The organism is Bacillus sp. FSL L8-0654 (assembly GCF_038629965.1).
GTDB lineage: Bacteria > Bacillota > Bacilli > Bacillales > Bacillaceae > Bacillus > Bacillus safensis.
In genome coordinates this window covers 2,186,735-2,206,033 of the sequence record NZ_CP152026.1, presented here as the reverse complement: position 1 = coordinate 2,206,033, position 19,299 = coordinate 2,186,735, and the positions used below count along the sequence as shown (strand labels likewise).

Below are 19,299 nucleotides of genomic sequence, written 5' to 3'. Positions count from 1 at the left end.
GATCAACTCTCCTTTATGAGCCCTGCTGTCTTTTTTCTAAAAGTGGTGTTTGTGCTTCAGTTAAATAAGAAGCAAACTGGGTTAATTTCTTTTTCATGTCTCCGCCTGATTCATGCTGGAAGAGGATTTGATGCAACTTTGTTTCGACATCTTCAATATCAATTCTCGTTAAAATATCATCTAAATCGCCTATGACGTTTTCAAACAGCTGAATTTTCTCATATAAAAGCTTTAAAATATGCTCTTCAACTGTTCCGTTTGTTGACATATTGTAAATGTGCACATCCCGCTCTTGGCCAAGGCGGTGGATACGTCCAATTCTCTGTTCTAAACGCATCGGGTTCCACGGGAGGTCGTAGTTGATGATTTGGTTACAAAACTGAAGGTTGATCCCTTCGCCGCCAGCTTCTGTCGCAATTAACACTTGCGCCCGTTCTCTGAATAAATCTTTCATCCAATCTTTTTTGCCCCGCTTAAAGCCGCCCCGAAATGGCACAGAGCTGATGCCATTTTGCTGTAGAAACCATTGTAAATAAATTTGTGTGGCGCGGTATTCGGTGAAAATAATGACCTTCTCATTTAACTGCTGAATGAGTTTGACCACTTCAAGCGCCTTTGAGTTTTGCTCCACTTGATTGATTTTCTCCATGATTTGCGTTATAGCAGAAGATCCGAGAATATGCTTTTCTTCTTCCTGCATTTTTTTAATCGTCATATAAACTGCTTCACGGCTTGAGCAGCATTCTCGTTCCAAGGTCATAATGGAAAACATATGCTTTGTATAAGACGGATTCTCTTTCAGCTTGCAGATTTCATCATACAATGCTTGTTCTGTCGGAGAGAAATCAATGGAAATCGTTTTGACATGCCGTTTTGTCCACTCGATGCCTGTGTCTTGTCTTCGGTTTCGAATCATCACTTTATTGACGAGCTGTTTTAATCGGTCATGGTCTTCAAGCTGCAAGTCCTTTTTGGCAAAGAGATCTTTAAATTGATGTTCATTTCCTAGGTGGCCTGGCTTCAGAAGGGAAACGAGATTAAATATTTCTCCGATCCGGTTTTGAATAGGTGTCGCTGTCAGCAGCAGGCAGAACTTCTTATTCAGGTTTCTCACAAATTCATAGTTTTTCGTTTTATTGTTTTTCAGTTTGTGTGCTTCATCGATAATGACCATATCGTAGGCAATCGATAAAATTGTGTCTCGATGCGGCTGTCTTTTGGCGGTGTCAATGGAGGAAACGACAACGTCACACTGCTCCCACACATAGCTCTTTTTTTGTTCAACAGCATCAATATAAAATTTCGTCCGCAGCTCCTGTACCCACTGAGACACAAGGGAGGCGGGGACGAGAATGAGAATCTTTTTGGCAAGTCCACGAATCATGTATTCTTTGATAATGAGTCCTGCTTCTACGGTTTTTCCAAGTCCCACTTCATCTGCTAGAATGGCTTTCCCATTCATTTCTTCTACGACTCTTCTGGCTACTTCGAGCTGGTGCTTTAAAGGTGTGAATGCAGGCAGGTGCGCGGGAGCTTGCAGCCCCTCGAATGAATCAATGGCTGTGACTTTTTGAACCTGCGTCGCTAAACGATACATATCCCAGTTCGCCCAGGGGCCGTCTGCTGAAAGCCGCTGCTGAAATTCATTTGCCCATTCCTGATCAAAAATCGTTTGAATATTCAATGTGGTCGCCTGCCTTTCTTTCTAGTAGGGTCTGATAAAATTGTTCTGTTTTTAAACGCTTCATTTTTTAAGAGGTCTCTAAAAGACTAGATATATGAATAAAAGCGAACGATATCGAAAGGTTGTTTTAAAAATGTTAATGATTTTTCTGTTGCTCTTCATCCATTTCTAATGGTAGGATGTTGATAAGTGATCTAGAAAATAAGTCACCCATTTTGATAGTATGTCCAATAAATGTGAAAAATATGAGCGGATGATGGTATGGGGAGAGACTTGGCGGTTATTTTGCACTGGCAGGCGCCGAAGGAGCAAGCTGAATGATTCAGTGAATCTCTCAGGCAAAAGTACTCTTACCGGACGCAACTCTGGAGAGTGTTTGCTTAAGGGTTTTAGCAAACCACCAAAGGGGAAAACGCACAAGGATATTGTGCTGTAAACTTTCAGGTGCAAGGACAGAGACTTCTTTTTGATAAAAGGGAGCGCTCTGTCCTTTTTTGCTGTGATTTTTTTCTGAAAATTCAGCTTGCATTTGCACTGTAAGAAAAAAGGGGGAAACAATTGATGTTGAAACGAACACCGCTTTTTCATGCGTATGAAACGTTTGGCGCAAAAACCATTGACTTCGGGGGCTGGGAATTACCTGTCCAATTTTCTTCCATTAAAGAAGAACATGAAGCTGTTCGAACAAAAGCAGGGCTTTTTGATGTGTCTCACATGGGTGAGGTGGACGTCAAAGGTCAAGATGCCCTTCCATTTTTACAAAGGTTATTAACCAATGATGTGTCTAAGCTGACAGACGGTAAGGCACTATATACAGCCATGTGTTATGAAGATGGCGGAACGGTAGATGACCTGCTCGTCTACCAAAAAGAAAAGAATCACTATTTGCTTGTCATCAATGCATCAAATATCGATAAAGACGTGGATTGGCTTTTGAAGCACCAAGAGAAGGATGATGTATTGATCAAAAATATGTCTGATCAAACCGCCTTGCTAGCGCTTCAAGGACCTCTTGCAGCTGACATCATCAAAGAGGTGGCGGGTGAAGAGGTGACATCGCTTAAACCATTTACGTTTTTATCAAAAGCTGAGGTCGCAAATAAAGAAGTGCTCGTTTCCAGAACAGGCTACACAGGGGAAGATGGCTTTGAAATCTACTGCCAGTCAGAAGATGCGGTTCACCTTTGGTCAGCTTTATTAGAAGCGGGGCAGCCAAAAGGACTCATTCCATGCGGACTCGGTGCACGTGACACCTTGAGATTTGAAGCAAGACTTCCGCTTTATGGCCAGGAGCTGACAAAGGATATCTCTCCATTAGAAGGCGGCATTGGTTTTGCTGTCAAAACGGATAAAGAAGCTGATTTTATCGGAAAAGCTGCACTTAAAAAACAAAAAGAAGAGGGACTGAAGCGAAAGCTTGTCGGCATTGAAATGATTGATAAAGGGATTCCGCGTACAGATTATCCAGTCTTTTCAGGAGAAAAGCAGGTTGGGATTGTCACAACGGGCACTCAATCCCCAACATTAAAGAAAAATGTCGGGCTTGCTTTGATCGAAACCTCAGAGGCGGAGCTTGGATCAGAGGTGGAAGTACAAGTTCGCAAAAAACGTCTAAAAGCCAAAATCGTCGCAACACCATTTTATAAAAGAGCCAAATAACGAGGGGGAATAGAGGATGAAGCACAGGTATTTGCCGCAAACAGAGCAAGATCAAAAAGAAATGCTGGATGTCATCGGCGTTCAGTCGATTGATGAGCTTTTTTCAGATATCCCAGAGAAAGTTAGATTCAAAGGAGCATACAACATCAAAGAAGCCGCATCTGAAACAGCGCTTGTCAGGGAATTATCCCGACTAGCTGCAAAGAATAAGGATACAGTTTCCTATGCATCGTTTCTTGGTGCAGGTGTATATGATCATTACCAGCCTGTCATTGTCGATCATGTGATCTCACGCTCTGAATTTTATACAGCGTATACACCTTATCAGCCGGAGATTTCGCAAGGTGAATTGCAAGCGATCTTTGAATTTCAAACAATGATTGCTGAGCTGACTGGTATGGATCTTGCCAACTCCTCGATGTATGATGGCGGGACGGCACTGGCTGAAGCGGCAATGCTCGCTGCGGGACACTCAAAGAAGAAAAAAGTGGTTGTTTCTGAAACAGTTCACCCAGAATCAAGAGCGGTTCTGAAAACATACGCCAAAGGACAAAACATTGAAGTTGTTGAAGTGCCTGCGAAAAAAGGGCAGACAGATCTAGCTGCATTGGAAAAAGCGGTCTGCGATGATACAGCAGCAGTTCTCGTGCAATATCCAAACTTTTTTGGTGTAGTCGAGCCGTTAAAAGACATTGAACCCATTGCACATAAAGGAAAAAGCCTATTCATTGTCTCTAGCAATCCCCTCGCACTCGGACTATTGACGCCGCCTGGAAAACTCGGGGCAGATATTGTCGTTGGTGATGCGCAGCCGTTCGGCATCCCGGCTGCATTTGGCGGACCTCACTGCGGATATTTTGCTGTGACGAAAAAGTTGATGAGAAAAGTGCCAGGTCGTTTAGTCGGGCAGACAGAAGATGAAAATGGTGTTCGTGGATTTGTTCTGACCCTTCAAGCGCGTGAGCAGCACATTCGAAGAGATAAAGCGACGTCAAATATTTGCTCAAACCAAGCATTAAATGCATTAGCTGCTTCTGTTGCCATGACGGCACTAGGGAAAACAGGCATAAAAGATATCGCCTATCAAAACGTGCAAAAAGCCCACTATGCCAAAAAACAGGCAGAAAAATATGGACTGCAGGCGGATGTAGAAGGGGCTCATTTTAATGAATTTGTGATCAAGTTACAGGAGCCTGTGAAAGAAGCCAATAAACGATTGCTTGAAAAAGGAATCATCGGCGGCTACGACTTGGGGCTAGACTACCCAGAGCTTCAGCAGCACATGCTTGTAGCCGTGACAGAGCTTAGAACAAAAGAAGAAATTGATACGTTTATCAAGGAATTGGGGGATCGCCATGAATAAACAAGATCAGCCGCTTATTTTTGAATTATCTAAAGAAGGAAGAATAGGGTACAGCCTGCCTGATTTAGATGTACGTGAACAGGAGATCCCGTCTTTATTTGATGAGACGTACATCCGGGATGAGGATGCTGAGCTTCCTGAAGTATCTGAGCTTGATATTATGCGTCATTATACAGCATTATCAAGACGCAATCATGGGGTTGATTCCGGATTTTATCCTCTTGGCTCATGCACGATGAAATATAATCCAAAGATTAATGAAAAGGTTGCACGCCTTGCAGGGTTCTCGCAGGTTCATCCGCTACAAGAGGCAGACACTGTGCAAGGTGCATTAGAATTACTATACGATCTAGGTGAACATCTTGAAGAAATTACGGGAATGGACGCTGTGACATTACAGCCGGCGGCAGGAGCACATGGCGAGTGGACGGGACTCATGATGATCCGTGCGTATCATGAAGCAAGGGGAGATCATCAGCGTACAAAAGTCATTGTGCCTGATTCTGCTCATGGAACGAACCCGGCATCTGCGACAGTCGCTGGATTTGAAACCATTACCGTCGCATCTGACGAAAACGGGCTTGTTGATTTAGAAGATTTACGCCGCGTTGTTAATGAAGAAACAGCTGCTTTAATGCTTACAAACCCGAATACACTAGGCCTCTTTGAAGAAAATATTTTAGAAATGGCTGAAATCGTTCATGAAGCTGGCGGTAAGCTTTATTATGACGGAGCCAACTTGAACGCTGTTTTAAGCAGAGCAAGACCAGGAGATATGGGATTTGACGTTGTCCACTTAAATCTTCACAAAACCTTTACAGGCCCGCACGGAGGCGGAGGTCCTGGCTCAGGTCCTGTTGGCGTTAAAAAGGAATTAATTCCTTATTTGCCAAAGCCGTTGCTTGTGAAGAAGGAAGGCCGTTTTTACTTTGATCATGACCGTCCAGAATCAATTGGGCGCGTGAAGCCATTCTATGGCAACTTTGGCATTAACGTCAGAGCTTATGCGTACATCCGCTCTATGGGGCCAGACGGCTTAAAGGCTGTAACCGATAATGCCGTGTTAAATGCGAACTATATGATGCGCCGCTTAAGTGCTCATTATGATTTGCCGTTTGATCGTCACTGTAAGCATGAATTTGTCCTTTCAGGTAAACGTCAGAAAAAATTAGGTGTGCGGACACTGGATATTGCCAAACGATTACTTGATTTCGGCTACCATCCGCCAACGATCTACTTCCCGCTCAATGTAGAGGAATGTATCATGATTGAACCGACTGAAACAGAATCAAAAGAAACACTTGATGCATTCATCGAAGCAATGATTCAGATAGCGAAAGAAGCAGAAGAGAATCCTGAAGTGGTGCAGGAAGCGCCGCATACAACGGTTGTCAAACGTATGGATGAAACAAAGGCCGCACGGAATCCAGTTCTCGTTTTTGAAAGAAAATAAAGAAAAAAGACTCAGGGGGAATCATGCTCCCAGAGTCTTTTTAGTTAGTTCTTCGTTTTAATGCGGCCGCCCCATTTTTTAAAGCCGCCTTTTAAATTATAAATCTCACGGCAGCCGTTTTTACGTAAAGTTTGGGCTGCTTTTCCGCTTCTAAAATTATTTTGACAATAGAGATAAACAGGCTTGTCAGGACGTATTTCATTTTTGCGCTGCTTTAGTTGGGAAAGGGGGATATTTCTTGCCCCTAAAATATGTCCGCCTTCAAACTCATTTGGCTCTCTCACATCAATGAGCTGGGCTTTGCGGTAACCTTTAATAAATTCTTCTTCCGTCAGCGTTTTCATAATGCGCTGCTGATAAATGTAGCTGCCGATGGAATAAAGAACGAAAAGTCCACAAAGTGCGAGGACGATATAGTTGAATATTGACAATACAACTCGACTCCTTCTTGAGCATCAGCACAGTAGCCTGTCTGATGGTACGTTTTAGACAAATACTATTATAGTAAAGCATAAGAAACTTGTCATCATAAATGGTAAGAATTATTTTCAATTCCGTCCCTATTTGATAGACTGATGAAGAGAGAAAACCGGTGGTCACCACCATCATCTAACATTGACTACGTAAAAGAGAAGGGATTTTATATGCAAAAAGAGAAATGGTGTTTCATTGATTCAGGAAACCAAGACCCTGCCTTTAACATGGCAATGGACGAAGCCTTGCTTTATTGGCATAGCGAGAAGCTCATTCCGCCTGTTATCCGCTTTTATGGATGGAATCCGGCGACATTATCTGTTGGGTATTTTCAGAACGTTGAAAAAGAAATCAACCTAGAAGCCGTCAAGCGATATGGTCTTGGATTTGTCCGCAGACCAACCGGAGGACGGGGAGTACTTCATGACCAGGAGCTGACCTACAGCGTGATTGTGTCAGAGGAACATCCAGAAATGCCAGCGACGGTGACAGAGGCGTACCGCGTTATTTCAGAAGGCATTTTAGAGGGCTTTAAAGAGCTGGGACTCGATGCGTATTTTGCCATTCCTCGTACAGATAAAGAAAAGGAAAGCTTAAAGAACCCAAGATCATCTGTATGCTTTGATGCCCCTTCTTGGTACGAGCTTGTTGTAGAAGGCAGAAAGGTAGCGGGCAGTGCTCAGACGAGACAAAAAGGTGTCATTCTCCAGCATGGATCTATTTTAATTGACCTTGATGAGGACAAATTGTTCGATTTGTTCCTTTATCCAAACGACCGGGTGAGAGAGCGGATGCAGCGAAGCTTTAAAAACAAAGCGGTTGCCATCAATGAAATCTCAGACCGAACATGTACAATAGACGATGCGCGTGCTGCGTTTAAAAGAGGGTTTGAAAAAGGATTAAATATTGAGCTTGAACCTTATGAGCTGACAGATGAAGAATTAGCGTTTGTCCATCATCTCGCAAAAACGAAATATGCCTCAGATGATTGGAATTACAAGCGTTAAGCCGAAGGACACTCCTTGTTTTTTAATGAACGATGGTGTAGAATTGGGTTGATTATTAAGTAAAGGTGCATTATGGAGGGGTTTTATGACTACACCTAGTATGGAAGATTACATTGAACAAATTTATATGCTGATAGAAGATAAAGGATATGCCAGAGTCTCTGATATTGCAGAAGCACTCGCTGTCCATCCCTCCTCTGTAACAAAAATGGTTCAGAAGCTAGATAAAGATGAATACCTCATTTATGAGAAGTATCGTGGTCTAATTTTAACCCCGAAGGGCAAAAAAATTGGAAAACGTCTCGTATACAGACATGAACTGCTAGAGCAATTTTTAAGAATCATTGGTGTAGATGAAGAGAAAATTTATGATGATGTAGAAGGCATTGAACATCATCTCAGCTGGAACAGTATTGACCGCATCGGCGATCTCGTTCAATTTTTTGAAGAAAACGATGAGCGATCTGTTCAGCTGAAAGCGATTCAAAAGAAAAACGAACAAACAAATCAAGAATCTTAATCAAAAAGGACACCCTCAGCATGGGTGTCCTTTTTGATTAAAGTTCTAATTGAAAGCAAAAGCCCCTACACTATTATTAGCGTGAAATCAAAGGGGGCTCCTTGATGAAGATAGATGGTGTGTTCTCAGGTGGAGGCATTAAGGGGGCAGCGCTTGCAGGTGCCTATGAAGCGCTTGAAGCGAGAGGATTTCAATTTGTCCGTCTTGCTGGTACAAGTGCTGGAGCAATCATTGCTTCACTCATCGCAGCAGGTTTTACAAGCCAGGAAATTCGAACGCTTTTAGATGAAATGGATGAGCATCAATTGCTTGATAGGAGATGTCAATTCATCCCGTTTAAAATGCTCAGGTGGGTATCCATTTACTGGCGTCTCGGTCTTTATAAAGGAGACCGTCTGGAAAAATGGCTGACCGATGTGCTAAAACGAAAGGGGGTCACCGTGTTTGGAGACCTCAAAAAAGATTCACTGAAAATCGTTGCGTCCGATTTAACGAATGGAAAAATCCTTGTTCTGCCAGACGACCTTCCTTCATATGGCTTAAATCCAGAGCGGTTTTCCGTGGCGAGGGCCATTCGAATGAGCTGCAGCCTGCCGTATTTTTTCGAACCTGTCAAACTGAAGTCATCAAAAGGCATTTGTACCATTGTAGATGGAGGAGTGCTGAGCAATTTTCCAATTTGGCTGTTTGCTGAAGAGAAAAAAAGACCGTTCGTCGGTGTTACATTAACGCCAAACGAAAAAGAACGCCCTCAACACTCCATCCGCAATGCGTTTGAACTGTTTGGCGCTCTTTTTGAAACGATGCGTGGTGCTCATGACGAAAGACATATCGCCACAAAACACGAACGTCATATTATTTTTATTCCTGTAGAACACGTCATTGCCACTGATTTTCAACTCATGACAGAAAAGAAAAAGGCGCTCGTCGATCTAGGCAGACAGAAGGCCGAGCAATTTTTAAAAAGCTGGACATTTTAAAATAAGGCGCGATTCTTCTTTTTGTTTTTCTTGCCTTCAATCACAGTCAAATGTGTTTGGCTTTTCTTTTTGAGAAGGACGGGCTTAGACTTGTGGTCAGTCGGCACGCTTCGCAGATGAGTGACCCGATTTTTCATCTGGCTTTTCGTTTTTGGTTTAGGCTGCTGGTAGCGACGTTTTGATTGTTTGACTGCTTTACGATAAAGATTTCCCTCTGTTCCAGTTCTTCGATTCATCAGCCATCTAAATAGGAAAAATAGAGCCGCTCCAACGATCACAACAGACAGCAGCATGGTAAAAAGTCTGCCTGGGTTCGTTGTGAGTAAGTACACAAACCCCAAAACACCTAAAGCGAAAATAATGGTAAAAGCAGGATGTACTCGGCGATTCATAACTGTCCACCTCCGAAGGAATTTACCGGATTTATAAGTTAGATCACTTGATGAGCAGAATCTGACGCTTGTTTCAGTGACGCTTCCTCTAAACGAAGAAGTTCATTAAAACTTGCAATGGCTACCTCGACTTGATCGTCAGAAGGTTCTTTTGTTGTGAGCAATTGCAGCCAAAGGCCAGGATAGCCAAGCGCTTTAAGCACAGGCACTTCTCGGAGTTTGTTCGTGAGCTGAAGCACTTCAAATGAAATGCCGAGAACAACCGGAATAAGTGCCAAGCGGTTCAGAACTCTCACCCATAAAGGATCTGTCGGTACGAGTAAATAGACGAACATCCCGACAATGACAGTGAATAAAATAAAGCTGCTGCCGCATCGATAATGCAGGCGGGACTGCTTTTGGACATTTTCCACTGTGATGTCAAGGTTCTGTTCATAGCAGTTTATGACTTTATGTTCTGCCCCATGATATTGAAATACTCTTTTAATTAAAGGGGTCATGGAAATAAAGTAAATATAGCCTAATAAAAGGACCAATTTGAAGAATGTTTCCACTGCGATTTGTGCGAAATTCCCTGAAAAGATGGGGCGCACAAGCTCTGCTAAAAAGACAGGTACCAGGGTAAAGACAAATTTACTAAAGAGTAGAGAGAGAACTCCGATCACAGCAATGCCGAAGATCATGGATAATTTCGAGCCTTTTTGTTCTTTTTCAAGAGTATGATCTTCAGAAGGATCTAAGTCATATCGCTCACTGGAGAAGTTTAAGTGCTTACTGCCGTTTGCGCTTGCTTCAACAAGTGCAGCAACACCCCTGACAAAGGGGATTTTCTTGAGAAAGGCGGTTCGTTTATTGGAGGTCCGGGGAAGCTTCAAAAACTCAATGGACTGGTCCTTTCGCCGAATCGCTGTCACATAGTTCTTCTTACCACCGAACATGACACCTTCGACAACTGCCTGCCCTCCATAAGCTGGAGGTTTTGTTTGATTGGACATATTTCATCAACCTGCCTGTTTCCTGTAATTTACATGCATTTCCTTATACCTTTATTGTACAGGAAATGAGGGGAAATCACTAGCTCACAGGTCGATTATCTACTAGAATTCTATCTACCTCTTTTTAGCCAGTATACCCTGTTTTAAAAATTTTACACTCACGCATGGAAATCCTTTTTTTTTCATGACATTTTGGACATACTACTTGCTGGAGGTGTTCACAAATGAAACGTGATGAAAAGAAAAACCAAGAAGAAAAAAATCAGTCCGTGCAAACGACATCACTTGTGGCAAGAGCGGCTGCTACAGGCTTCGTCGGCGGTGTTTTTTGGGGCTTTATCGGGTTTCTGACCCATGTGTTTCATTTTTCAGAGGTGAGTCCCAATATGCTGCTTCAGCCATTTGTACTTGGAGAATGGAAAAAGGGAGGACTTGGTACTTTTATCAGTATTGTGCTGTTAGGAATTTTATCGATTGGAGCCGCCTTTATTTATTATGGGCTTTTAAAAAGGATCAAAGGCTTTTGGGTGGGTTTAGTATATGGCGGGCTTTTATGGCTGCTCGTTTTTTATGTATTTAATCCCATTTTCCCAGATGTAAAGCAAGTACAAGAGTTGCAGCAAAGCACCATTGTCACGACATTTTGCCTATATATTTTATATGGCATGTTTGTCGGGTACAGCATTTCGTTTGAATATAATGAATTGACGAGTCAAAAGCTTGCGAGGGCACTCGGGAAAAAGACAGAATAAAGTGTAAATCACCTATTCATATGATAAAATATTTTTGGAAACGAAAGGTTTCTAAGGAAAAAGAAACAGATCTCGATATAGATTGAATTAGGGTGAAGGAGTGGTCATATGCCTCATTTTCTTGTACTGAATGGACCCAATTTAAATAGGCTTGGCAAAAGAGAGCCTGCTGTTTATGGAAGTAAGACGCTGACAGATTTAGAGACGGATTTGTTCCAGTTCGCAGAACGAGCAAACATCCAATTAACGTTCTTTCAATCAAATCACGAAGGGGATTTGATTGATGCGCTCCATGAAGCAGAAGATCAATACGATGGTGTCGTGTTTAACCCGGGTGCATTTACCCACTACAGCTATGCGCTGAGAGATGCCATTGCAAGTATTTCTTTATCAGTCATTGAAGTACATATCACAAATGTTCATAAGAGAGAGGAATTCCGCCATCATTCTGTACTTGCTCCAGTATGCCAAGGACAAATCGTTGGGCTTGGCTTAGAAGGGTATAAATTGGCGATTCGTTATTTAGTCAGTGAAGGGGGATCAGTATCATGAAACTTGAAAAACTAAGAGCACTTTTAAGTGAATTAGAGATCGATGGCCTTGTCATTACGAGCAGTTTTAATTTACAGTATATGACCAGCTTTACCGGATCAGCCGGTCTTGCTGTCGTATCAAAGGACCGAGCAGCTTTTATCACGGACTTCCGCTATACAGAGCAAGCGAAGGATCAAGTCAAAGGCTATGACATCATTGAACATAAAGGAAACATTGTGGAAACGGCTGCTCAAACGGCAAAGGAATTTGGAGTGAAACGCCTTGGGTTCGAACAAAACCATATGACATTTGCCACGTATCAGCAGTACGCAGCCAAAGCAGGCGGTATAGAGCTTGTTCCAGTCTCTGAATCAGTTGAAAAGTTGCGCTTGATTAAGTCTAGTGAAGAGATTAAGATATTAGAGGAAGCTGCGAAGATTGCAGATCACGCCTTTGATCATATTCTCACTTACATCAAGCCGGGCCTGACGGAAATTGCTGTCATGAACGAGCTTGAATTTTTCATGAGAAAAGAAGGTGCTGAAGGATCTTCATTCGATATGATAGTTGCCTCAGGTGTTCGTTCAAGCCTGCCTCACGGAAGAGCGAGTGAAAAGGTGATTGAATCTGGTGATTTAGTGACACTCGATTTTGGTGCTTACTATAAAGGCTATTGTTCTGATATGACAAGAACGATTGCTGTCGGAACACCAAGCGACAAGCTAAAGGAAATTTATCATATCGTATTAGAAGCAGAAAACGCTGGTGTGGATAGAATCAAGCCAGGCTTAACAGGAAAAGAAGCTGATCGCATCACACGAGACATCATTGAAAAGTATGGCTATGGTCAATACTTCGGGCATTCAACCGGGCACGGGCTAGGTATGGAAGTACATGAAGCGCCAGGCCTTTCCTCACGATCAGAGGTCGTCTTAGAAGAGGGAATGGTCGTCACAGTTGAGCCGGGGATTTACTTGCCAGATGTCGGCGGCGTGAGAATTGAGGATGATATTGTCCTGACAGCTGACGGCAATAAACGATTGACCCACTCACCGAAAGAACTTATCATATTATGATGGTGAAATGTAGGAGGATGACAAAATGATTTCAGTAAACGATTTTCGTACTGGCCTGACAATTGAAGTGGACGGCGGTATTTGGCGAGTAGTGGATTTTCAGCACGTAAAACCAGGGAAAGGCGCAGCGTTTGTTCGTTCGAAACTGCGTAACCTGCGTACTGGTGCCATTCAAGAAAAAACATTCCGCGCAGGCGAAAAAGTAGCGAAAGCACAAATCGAAACAAAAACAATGCAATACTTGTATGCAAATGGCGATCAGCATGTTTTCATGGATACAAGTTCTTATGAGCAGCTTGAACTAAGTGAAGCACAAATTAAAGATGAGCTGAAATATTTGCTTGAAAATATGTCTGTTCAAATCGTGATGTACGGTGATGAAACACTTGGAGTAGAACTTCCAAACACAGTAGAACTAGAAGTAGTAGAAACAGAGCCTGGTATTAAAGGTGACACAACATCAGGCGGCTCAAAACCTGCAAAAACTGAAACTGGTTTAATCGTCAACGTTCCTTTCTTTGTGAACCAAGGAGATAAACTAGTGATTAATACATCTGACGGCTCATACGTTTCAAGAGCGTAATGAACGAAAAAAGACTGTAAACCTCGTGTTTACAGTCTTTTTTTATTGGAAAAATGATTCCTCAAGGCAGGCCTTCTCTCAATTCTCTCATTCATCTCTCTTCCTTCCTGAAAAACAAGACTACTTCCAGCTGGTCAAGCATATAGTGTAAAAAAAGCTGGAGGTTCTATATGAAACAATTTCTCCCAGGTCTACACCCGTCAGTCGCTGCAATGGCAGGCATGAGATTCTTATCCGCCGCCATTGAACTGACGGCAGCCATCCTTATTTTAATCACCAATGATGTACGGAAAGCGGTAGTCATCAATAGTATATTGGCAATCATCGGGCCGCTCATTTTTATTATCACGATGACGATTGGAATCTATCAAATTGCCGGGCAGCTATCCTATGCAAAGCTCGTGTTCATTTTCATTGGTGTCGTGTTTATTCTTGTTGGGATCTATAAGTGAAACGGCTTGGCATAATTAACGGCTCACATCATACATTTTAGAGAAGAAAAAAAGGAGGGGAATTCGTTGCGGAGTTTGTTGGATATTCTCCCGCACTCGATTGGACAAGAACTCAGGCTGCTGAAAGAGGCAGAATGGGCGCAAATAGAAGAAATCCGCATTCGCACGGATCGTCCTATTGAATTAATGCAGGGAGGAAAACCACGTTTCCTTTCTTATCACACCACCTGGGAAGATGCGTCTCAGCTATTAGGCAGGCTGAGCAATTACAGCATGTACACACTTGAGGAAGAGCTAAAACAGGGCTATATCACGATATCTGGCGGACACCGGGTAGGACTTGCTGGAAAGGTGATCGTTGAAAACGGATTTGTCAAAGGGTTAAGAGATATCTCTTCATTTAATATCCGCATTGCCAAAGAAAAAATCGGGATTGCGCTTCCTTTTCTTCCTTATTTATATGAAGAGCACTGGCACAATACACTCATCATCGGCCCCCCGCAAACGGGGAAAACCACATTGCTCCGGGATATAGCACGTCTTGCTAGTACAGGCACAAAAACCATTCCTCCTAGAAAAACAGGCATTATTGATGAGCGTTCTGAAATCGCCGGATGTATTAGAGGAGTGCCGCAGCACCATTTTGGCCACCGGATTGATGTACTCGATGCGTGTCCAAAGGCTGAAGGATTGATGATGATGATTCGGTCTATGAGCCCAGAGGTCATGATTGTCGATGAAATCGGAAAAAGTGAGGATGTAGAGGCACTTTTAGAAGCGATTCATGCCGGAGTCAACATCATCGTCTCAGCTCATGGATATTCACTTGAAGATGTATATAAACGGCCTTCTTTTAAACCGTTATGGGAGCTTCGTGTGTTTGAACGATATGTTGAATTAAATCGAAACAATGGGCCTGGCACGATCGGGCGAATGTACGGCGGGGACGGCCAAGAGATGAAATGGGGGCGGGGAGTGGACGTATGTTAAAGCTCATTGGCGCTATTTTCATTGTCGCGGCCACGACTTGGGGAGGCTTCGAGTTTGCCAAACGATATAGCGACAGACCTAAACAAATTCGGCAGCTGCGGTTTGCTCTCCAGTCTCTTGAAGCTGAAATTATGTATGGTCAAACCCCTTTAGCACGGGCGGCAGAGCAAATTGCAGCGCAGGTAGGTCCACCTGTGAATCAGCTGTTTGAACAATTTGCAGAAAAGCTGAAAGTGGGGACCTTTTCTGCACGCCATGCATGGAACGAAAGTCTTGAAGATGTTTGGAAAAAAACCGTATTGAAAAAAGGCGAATATGAGGCGTTGAAACACTTTGGAGAAACACTTGGCCAGCATGATGTCACTTCTCAGCAAAAGTATATCAAGCTTGCTTTAGGCCATTTGGAATCAGAGGAGAAAGAAGCTGAAATCGCCCAAGCGAAAAATGAAAAAATGGTCAGAAGCCTCGGATTTTTAAGCGGATTACTACTGATTCTTTTATTGATGTGAGAGGAAGGGAGTCGAGAGCATGGGCGTTGATGTAAACGTCATTTTTCAAATTGCCGGAGTAGGCATCGTCGTGGCCTTTCTCCATACGATTTTAGACCAAATGGGGAAGAAAGAGTACGCTCAGTGGGTGACGCTGCTTGGGTTTATCTACATTTTGTTTATGGTGGCAACCATTGTAGACGATTTGTTTAAAAAGATTAAAGCCGTATTTCTATTTCAAGGATAGGGGAGGGCTTACAAATCGAAATCATACAAATTGTTGGACTTGGTTTAATCGCTACTTTTTTAGCATTAATCGTCAAAGAACAAAAGCCAACCTTCGCCTTTATGCTTGTTGTTTTTACCGGATGTGTCATTTTTCTTTATTTAATTGATCAAATCTATGCCATTATCTCGATGATTGAAAAAATTGCAGCAAGTGCCGGCGTCAATATGAAGTATGTTGAAACCATATTGAAGATCATTGGCATTGCCTATATTGCGGAATTTGGCGCTCAGCTGACGAAGGATGCTGGACAAGGCGCCATTGCATCCAAAATAGAGCTAGGCGGCAAGATTCTCATCTTGGTGATGGCAGTCCCGATTTTAACAGTCATCATTGAGACGATCTTAGGAATGATCCCGTCCATGACGTAAATGAAAAGAGGTGATGATAATGAAACGGGTGACCGCTGTAATGGGATTGATGCTTTTCTTTTGGGTGATTGCTCCGCATGCAGGGGCAGAAGAAAAAGAACCTTTATCTAATAAACAGCCAGCAGCACAGGAAGTGGCGAATGGACAGGCTGATGCACTTGAGCTTCATTCCATCAGTGACTTTTGGGAAACCATTTTGGACGAGTATGGCGGCTTTTTGCCAGAAAGCCAAAAGGGCACAGTGAAGGAAATGATTGACGGCGATAAAGAGCTGTCTCCCCAAACATGGCTGAAAGCCTTTGTACATTATCTGTTTCACGAGGTCATTGCAAACGGAAAGCTTCTAGGTACTCTGATTTTACTCACCATCTTTTGTTCGCTTTTGCAGCTTTTACAAAATGCCTTTGAACAAAGCACCGTCAGCAAAGTCGCATATGCTCTTGTTTATATGGTGCTGATTATTATTGCACTTAACAGCTTTCATGTGGCGATTTCCTATGCTACAGAAGCCATTCAAACGATGACCAGTTTTATTCTTGCTCTTATTCCTCTTTTACTAGCGCTTATTGCTTCATCAGGCGGGCTTGTCTCAGCCGGATTCTTTCATCCCGTTATTATATTTTTAATGAACACGAGCGGTGTTTTCATTCAGTATGTCGTTCTCCCGCTCATCTTTTTATCTGCAATATTGAGCATTATCAGTACGCTGACCGAACAATACAAGGTCACCCAGCTTGCCCAGCTGTTAAGAAATGTGGCAATTGGCGGGCTTGCCGTTTTTTTAACCGTTTTTCTCGGTGTCATTTCCGTTCAGGGTGCATCTGCGGCCGTTACGGATGGAATCGCTCTTCGTACAGCCAAATTCATTACCGGAAACTTCATCCCTGTCCTAGGCAGAATGTTTACAGATGCGACCGATACCGTGATCAGCGCCTCTGTTTTACTCAAAAATACAGTCGGACTAGTTGGGGTCGCCATTTTGATTTCAATTGCCGCTTTCCCGGCGATTAAAGTGCTTTCGTTAGCCCTTATCTATAAGCTTGCTGCTGCCATCCTTCAGCCGTTAGGGGGCGGACCCATCATCAGCTGTCTTGATGTCATTTCAAAAAGTGTGCTGTATATATTTGCCGCACTTGCTGTAGTGTCGCTCATGTTCTTTTTAAGCATTACCGTCATCATCACTGCGGGTAACCTGACCATGATGATGAAGTAAGGAGGGGACACCTTTTGAGTTTTCTCACGGAATGGATCACAAGTATTATTCTTTTTATCTTATTTGCGATTGTTATTGATCTTCTGCTTCCCAATTCGAGCATGCAAAAGTATGCAAAAATGGTCGTCAGCCTGCTGCTCATCGTGGTGATGCTCAATCCGATTTTTGCTTTATTTCGAGCAGATCCTGATCAAATTTTTTCAGAATTGATGAAAGGGAAGGAAGAAGCGCAGTCAGAAGAAATAAAAAATCAGATGAATTTAGAAAAAAAAGAAATACAAGCCTCTCAGCGTGCATATATTTTAAAGCAAATGGCTGTCCAACTAGAAAAAAGCGCAAAGGAGCCACTGGAGAAGGAGAGCTATGTAATGAAACACGTAGAAGTGCTGGCTGATGAGGAGCATCTGGATCAGAATATGGAGGCGGATCAATTTCGCATTAAAGCAGTTCTTTCCCCGCTCACAGGTGATGCTGTAGAAACGGTGGCAAAGGTGGACATTGATCTCTCCAAGCAAAAGGAGGAAAGCGCTGGATCTTCTAGCAAAGAGATCACGAGGGTGAAAGAGACACTTGCTGATGTTTGGAATACGAGTCCTGAGCACATCGCGCTGAACATTGAGGGAGGTGACGCAGCAGATCATGAATAACAAGGACTGGAAACAAAAGCTGAAATCATTCTTCCAGCCGCCTGAAAAAGGTGAAGGGAAACCCAAATTAACGAAGCACCATTACTTGCTGCTTGTATTCATTATCGGCGTATCTTTCATGTTAGTCAGTCAGATCTTGTCACCGCCTTCAAGCAAACAACAAGCTGCTGTTCCTGCATCTAAAAAAACATCCTCAGAAGAGCAGGAGGTATTCAAACCGGCATCCTCAGGTAAACCAAAAAATTCAATTGAGGACGTGGAGCAAGAATACGAAAATCAGCTGAAAGAAATTTTAGAGACCATCATCGGCGTTGAGGATGTATCCATTGTGGTCAATGTAGATGCAACGTCTTTAAAAGTGTTTGAAAAAAACAAATCCAATAAAAGTACAACGACCGAGGAAACAGATAAAGAAGGCGGCGTGCGAAGTGTCACCGATCAAACAAAAGAAGAAGAAGTCGTCATCATCAAAAATGGCAATGAAGAAACACCAGTCGTTGTTCAAACGAAAAAACCAGAAATCCGAGGTGTCCTCGTTGTTGCTCAAGGAGTAGACAACGTTCAAATAAAGAAAACCATCATTGAAGCGGTTACACGAGTGCTTGATGTACCGAGCCATAGAGTGGCTGTTGCCCCTAAAAAAATCAAGGAGGATTCGGAATGATGTTAAAAAAACAAACGGTTTGGCTATTAACGATGCTAAGTTTAGTTGTCGTCTTAAGTGTGTACTATATCATGTCTCCACAGGGTGAAAATGCAGTGACAGTAGAAGATACGAAATCAAAAGGCACTGAAGAGAAAAAAGTTGAAACAGAAAAAGGGACGGACAAAGGCGCTGATAAGAAATCCACTGACAAAGAAACAAACGGCAAACAAGAGGATATCGAAACAAGCGGTGAAGAAGGAAAGGCTGTGTCAGAGCAAACAGACGATGAGCTTTTTACAACATACAGACTAGAGCTTGAAGATAAACGAAGCAAGCAGCGCGAAGAATACAACGAAATTGTCTCCAGTGACGATGCAACAGCACAAGAAAAAAGTGAAGCATACGATCAAATGACAGCGCTCAGTGAAGCAGAAGGAACTGAGCGTCAGCTTGAGACATTGATCAAAACAAAAGGCTATAAAGATGCGCTCGTAAGTGCTGAAGGGGATAAAGTGAGCATCACGGTTCGTTCTGATAAAAAATCAAAATCTCAAGCGGCCGATATTATTGATATGGTCACAAAAGAAATGAGAGGTCTTGATAACGTAGCTGTCACTTTTGAGCCCACTAATCAATAAAAATGAACTGGCGCCCTTTGCGGAAAAGGGCGTTTTTTGATGCGGCTTGACGCCCTCTCCAAGGTGCTTACGCGAGGCGCTTCACCACAATAGTAG

At 42.9% G+C, this 19,299-nt stretch carries 23 protein-coding genes and 1 riboswitch; of the genes, 19 read left to right on the top strand and 4 right to left on the bottom strand.

All coding sequences use genetic code 11. The features are described from left to right. Positions 1–13: 13 nt before the first annotated feature. Positions 14–1,684 (bottom strand): SNF2-related protein, encoded by a 1,671-nt coding sequence (locus tag MHH65_RS11220; protein ID WP_034280230.1) that lies wholly within the window; start codon positions 1,682–1,684, stop codon positions 14–16. Positions 1,685–1,937: 253 nt separating this feature from the next. Next, positions 1,938–2,044: riboswitch (glycine riboswitch) on the top strand. 201 nt (positions 2,045–2,245) lie between these two features. On the opposite strand from MHH65_RS11220, the gene gcvT reads away from it, so the two are divergent. Genes gcvT through gcvPB form a run of 3 tightly spaced genes read left to right on the top strand, consistent with a single transcriptional unit; the run spans position 2,246 to position 6,159 of the window. Next, entirely contained in the window at positions 2,246–3,343 is a 1,098-nt protein-coding gene (gene gcvT, locus MHH65_RS11215; RefSeq protein ID WP_024427995.1) for a glycine cleavage system aminomethyltransferase GcvT, read from the top strand. 16 nt (positions 3,344–3,359) lie between these two features. After that, positions 3,360–4,706 (top strand): aminomethyl-transferring glycine dehydrogenase subunit GcvPA, encoded by a 1,347-nt coding sequence (gene gcvPA / locus MHH65_RS11210; protein WP_268413886.1) that lies wholly within the window; start codon positions 3,360–3,362, stop codon positions 4,704–4,706. Continuing rightward, positions 4,699–6,159: an aminomethyl-transferring glycine dehydrogenase subunit GcvPB gene (gene gcvPB, locus MHH65_RS11205; RefSeq protein ID WP_335350900.1), complete on the top strand. Its 1,461-nt coding sequence runs from the start codon at positions 4,699–4,701 to the stop codon at positions 6,157–6,159. The genes gcvPA and gcvPB overlap by 8 nt, the downstream gene beginning before the upstream one ends. Before the next feature lie 44 nt (positions 6,160–6,203). Here gcvPB and MHH65_RS11200 read toward each other — a convergent pair whose 3' ends face one another. Continuing rightward, positions 6,204–6,584, bottom strand: a complete 381-nt coding sequence (locus MHH65_RS11200) for a rhodanese-like domain-containing protein (protein ID WP_087978357.1) — start codon at positions 6,582–6,584, stop codon at positions 6,204–6,206. Between the two features lie 219 nt (positions 6,585–6,803). On the opposite strand from MHH65_RS11200, the gene MHH65_RS11195 reads away from it, so the two are divergent. The 3 genes from MHH65_RS11195 to MHH65_RS11185 all read left to right on the top strand — a co-directional run bounded on the left by MHH65_RS11195 (position 6,804) and on the right by MHH65_RS11185 (position 9,140). Then, the gene (locus MHH65_RS11195; RefSeq protein WP_024422962.1) at positions 6,804–7,640 is read left to right on the top strand and encodes a biotin/lipoate A/B protein ligase family protein; all 837 of its coding nucleotides are present in this window, start codon (positions 6,804–6,806) and stop codon (positions 7,638–7,640) included. An 85-nt stretch (positions 7,641–7,725) separates the two neighbouring features. Further along, a complete protein-coding gene (mntR, locus tag MHH65_RS11190) occupies positions 7,726–8,160 on the top strand; it encodes a transcriptional regulator MntR (protein ID WP_024422961.1) in 435 nt (144 codons plus the stop codon). 104 nt (positions 8,161–8,264) lie between these two features. Further along, positions 8,265–9,140, top strand: a complete 876-nt coding sequence (locus tag MHH65_RS11185; RefSeq protein WP_024422960.1) for a patatin-like phospholipase family protein — start codon at positions 8,265–8,267, stop codon at positions 9,138–9,140. Here MHH65_RS11185 and MHH65_RS11180 read toward each other — a convergent pair. Together MHH65_RS11180 and MHH65_RS11175 are read right to left on the bottom strand one after the other, a co-directional pair. Beyond that, a complete protein-coding gene (locus MHH65_RS11180) occupies positions 9,137–9,532 on the bottom strand; it encodes an SA1362 family protein (RefSeq protein WP_034280242.1) in 396 nt (131 codons plus the stop codon). The genes MHH65_RS11185 and MHH65_RS11180 overlap by 4 nt on opposite strands. A 38-nt stretch (positions 9,533–9,570) precedes the next feature. After that, positions 9,571–10,527 (bottom strand): DUF1385 domain-containing protein, encoded by a 957-nt coding sequence (locus MHH65_RS11175; RefSeq protein ID WP_335350901.1) that lies wholly within the window; start codon positions 10,525–10,527, stop codon positions 9,571–9,573. 224 nt (positions 10,528–10,751) lie between these two features. Between MHH65_RS11175 and MHH65_RS11170 the strand changes: the two genes are divergently transcribed. The 13 genes from MHH65_RS11170 (at position 10,752) to MHH65_RS11110 (ending at position 19,203) form a co-directional block, all read left to right on the top strand. After that, positions 10,752–11,279: a YqhR family membrane protein gene (locus tag MHH65_RS11170; protein WP_268413892.1), complete on the top strand. Its 528-nt coding sequence runs from the start codon at positions 10,752–10,754 to the stop codon at positions 11,277–11,279. A gap of 108 nt (positions 11,280–11,387) precedes the next feature. Beyond that, a complete protein-coding gene (aroQ, locus tag MHH65_RS11165) occupies positions 11,388–11,831 on the top strand; it encodes a type II 3-dehydroquinate dehydratase (protein ID WP_034621618.1) in 444 nt (147 codons plus the stop codon). Further along, entirely contained in the window at positions 11,828–12,889 is a 1,062-nt protein-coding gene (locus MHH65_RS11160; protein WP_024428001.1) for a Xaa-Pro peptidase family protein, read from the top strand. The genes aroQ and MHH65_RS11160 overlap by 4 nt, the downstream gene beginning before the upstream one ends. A gap of 25 nt (positions 12,890–12,914) precedes the next feature. After that, positions 12,915–13,472, top strand: coding sequence for an elongation factor P (efp, locus tag MHH65_RS11155; RefSeq protein WP_007501192.1), 558 nt, complete (start codon positions 12,915–12,917; stop codon positions 13,470–13,472). Between the two features lie 170 nt (positions 13,473–13,642). Further along, the gene (locus MHH65_RS11150; protein WP_024422953.1) at positions 13,643–13,924 is read left to right on the top strand and encodes a YqhV family protein; all 282 of its coding nucleotides are present in this window, start codon (positions 13,643–13,645) and stop codon (positions 13,922–13,924) included. 66 nt (positions 13,925–13,990) lie between these two features. Beyond that, complete coding sequence (gene spoIIIAA / locus MHH65_RS11145; RefSeq protein ID WP_268413897.1) at positions 13,991–14,914, top strand: stage III sporulation protein AA; 924 nt, start codon at positions 13,991–13,993, stop codon at positions 14,912–14,914. Continuing rightward, complete coding sequence (gene spoIIIAB, locus MHH65_RS11140) at positions 14,908–15,423, top strand: stage III sporulation protein SpoIIIAB (RefSeq protein ID WP_024428003.1); 516 nt, start codon at positions 14,908–14,910, stop codon at positions 15,421–15,423. The genes spoIIIAA and spoIIIAB overlap by 7 nt, the downstream gene beginning before the upstream one ends. A 19-nt stretch (positions 15,424–15,442) precedes the next feature. Next, on the top strand, positions 15,443–15,649 hold the full coding sequence (gene spoIIIAC / locus MHH65_RS11135) for a stage III sporulation protein AC (RefSeq protein WP_003153142.1): 207 nt from the start codon (positions 15,443–15,445) through the stop codon (positions 15,647–15,649). Further along, complete coding sequence (spoIIIAD, locus tag MHH65_RS11130; protein WP_087978339.1) at positions 15,646–16,059, top strand: stage III sporulation protein AD; 414 nt, start codon at positions 15,646–15,648, stop codon at positions 16,057–16,059. Before spoIIIAC ends, spoIIIAD begins: the two co-directional genes overlap by 4 nt. Before the next feature lie 19 nt (positions 16,060–16,078). After that, entirely contained in the window at positions 16,079–17,272 is a 1,194-nt protein-coding gene (gene spoIIIAE, locus MHH65_RS11125; RefSeq protein WP_268413901.1) for a stage III sporulation protein AE, read from the top strand. Between the two features lie 14 nt (positions 17,273–17,286). Then, positions 17,287–17,919: a stage III sporulation protein AF gene (gene spoIIIAF / locus MHH65_RS11120; protein WP_024422949.1), complete on the top strand. Its 633-nt coding sequence runs from the start codon at positions 17,287–17,289 to the stop codon at positions 17,917–17,919. Further along, positions 17,912–18,583: a stage III sporulation protein AG gene (spoIIIAG, locus tag MHH65_RS11115; RefSeq protein WP_024428005.1), complete on the top strand. Its 672-nt coding sequence runs from the start codon at positions 17,912–17,914 to the stop codon at positions 18,581–18,583. Before spoIIIAF ends, spoIIIAG begins: the two co-directional genes overlap by 8 nt. Next, on the top strand, positions 18,583–19,203 hold the full coding sequence (locus tag MHH65_RS11110; protein ID WP_268414028.1) for a SpoIIIAH-like family protein: 621 nt from the start codon (positions 18,583–18,585) through the stop codon (positions 19,201–19,203). The genes spoIIIAG and MHH65_RS11110 overlap by 1 nt, the downstream gene beginning before the upstream one ends. Positions 19,204–19,299: the final 96 nt, after the last annotated feature.

Coding starts and splice junctions, on each gene's coding strand:
- gcvT (WP_024427995.1), top strand. CDS start 2,246: ATGTTGAAACGAACACCGCTTTTTCATGCGTATGAAACGTTTGGCGCA.
- gcvPA (WP_268413886.1), top strand. CDS start 3,360: ATGAAGCACAGGTATTTGCCGCAAACAGAGCAAGATCAAAAAGAAATG.
- gcvPB (WP_335350900.1), top strand. CDS start 4,699: ATGAATAAACAAGATCAGCCGCTTATTTTTGAATTATCTAAAGAAGGA.
- MHH65_RS11195 (WP_024422962.1), top strand. CDS start 6,804: ATGCAAAAAGAGAAATGGTGTTTCATTGATTCAGGAAACCAAGACCCT.
- mntR (WP_024422961.1), top strand. CDS start 7,726: ATGACTACACCTAGTATGGAAGATTACATTGAACAAATTTATATGCTG.
- MHH65_RS11185 (WP_024422960.1), top strand. CDS start 8,265: ATGAAGATAGATGGTGTGTTCTCAGGTGGAGGCATTAAGGGGGCAGCG.
- MHH65_RS11180 (WP_034280242.1), bottom strand. CDS start 9,532: ATGAATCGCCGAGTACATCCTGCTTTTACCATTATTTTCGCTTTAGGT.
- MHH65_RS11175 (WP_335350901.1), bottom strand. CDS start 10,527: ATGTCCAATCAAACAAAACCTCCAGCTTATGGAGGGCAGGCAGTTGTC.
- MHH65_RS11170 (WP_268413892.1), top strand. CDS start 10,752: ATGAAACGTGATGAAAAGAAAAACCAAGAAGAAAAAAATCAGTCCGTG.
- aroQ (WP_034621618.1), top strand. CDS start 11,388: ATGCCTCATTTTCTTGTACTGAATGGACCCAATTTAAATAGGCTTGGC.
- MHH65_RS11160 (WP_024428001.1), top strand. CDS start 11,828: ATGAAACTTGAAAAACTAAGAGCACTTTTAAGTGAATTAGAGATCGAT.
- efp (WP_007501192.1), top strand. CDS start 12,915: ATGATTTCAGTAAACGATTTTCGTACTGGCCTGACAATTGAAGTGGAC.
- MHH65_RS11150 (WP_024422953.1), top strand. CDS start 13,643: ATGAAACAATTTCTCCCAGGTCTACACCCGTCAGTCGCTGCAATGGCA.
- spoIIIAB (WP_024428003.1), top strand. CDS start 14,908: ATGTTAAAGCTCATTGGCGCTATTTTCATTGTCGCGGCCACGACTTGG.
- spoIIIAC (WP_003153142.1), top strand. CDS start 15,443: ATGGGCGTTGATGTAAACGTCATTTTTCAAATTGCCGGAGTAGGCATC.
- spoIIIAE (WP_268413901.1), top strand. CDS start 16,079: ATGAAACGGGTGACCGCTGTAATGGGATTGATGCTTTTCTTTTGGGTG.
- spoIIIAG (WP_024428005.1), top strand. CDS start 17,912: ATGAATAACAAGGACTGGAAACAAAAGCTGAAATCATTCTTCCAGCCG.
- MHH65_RS11110 (WP_268414028.1), top strand. CDS start 18,583: ATGTTAAAAAAACAAACGGTTTGGCTATTAACGATGCTAAGTTTAGTT.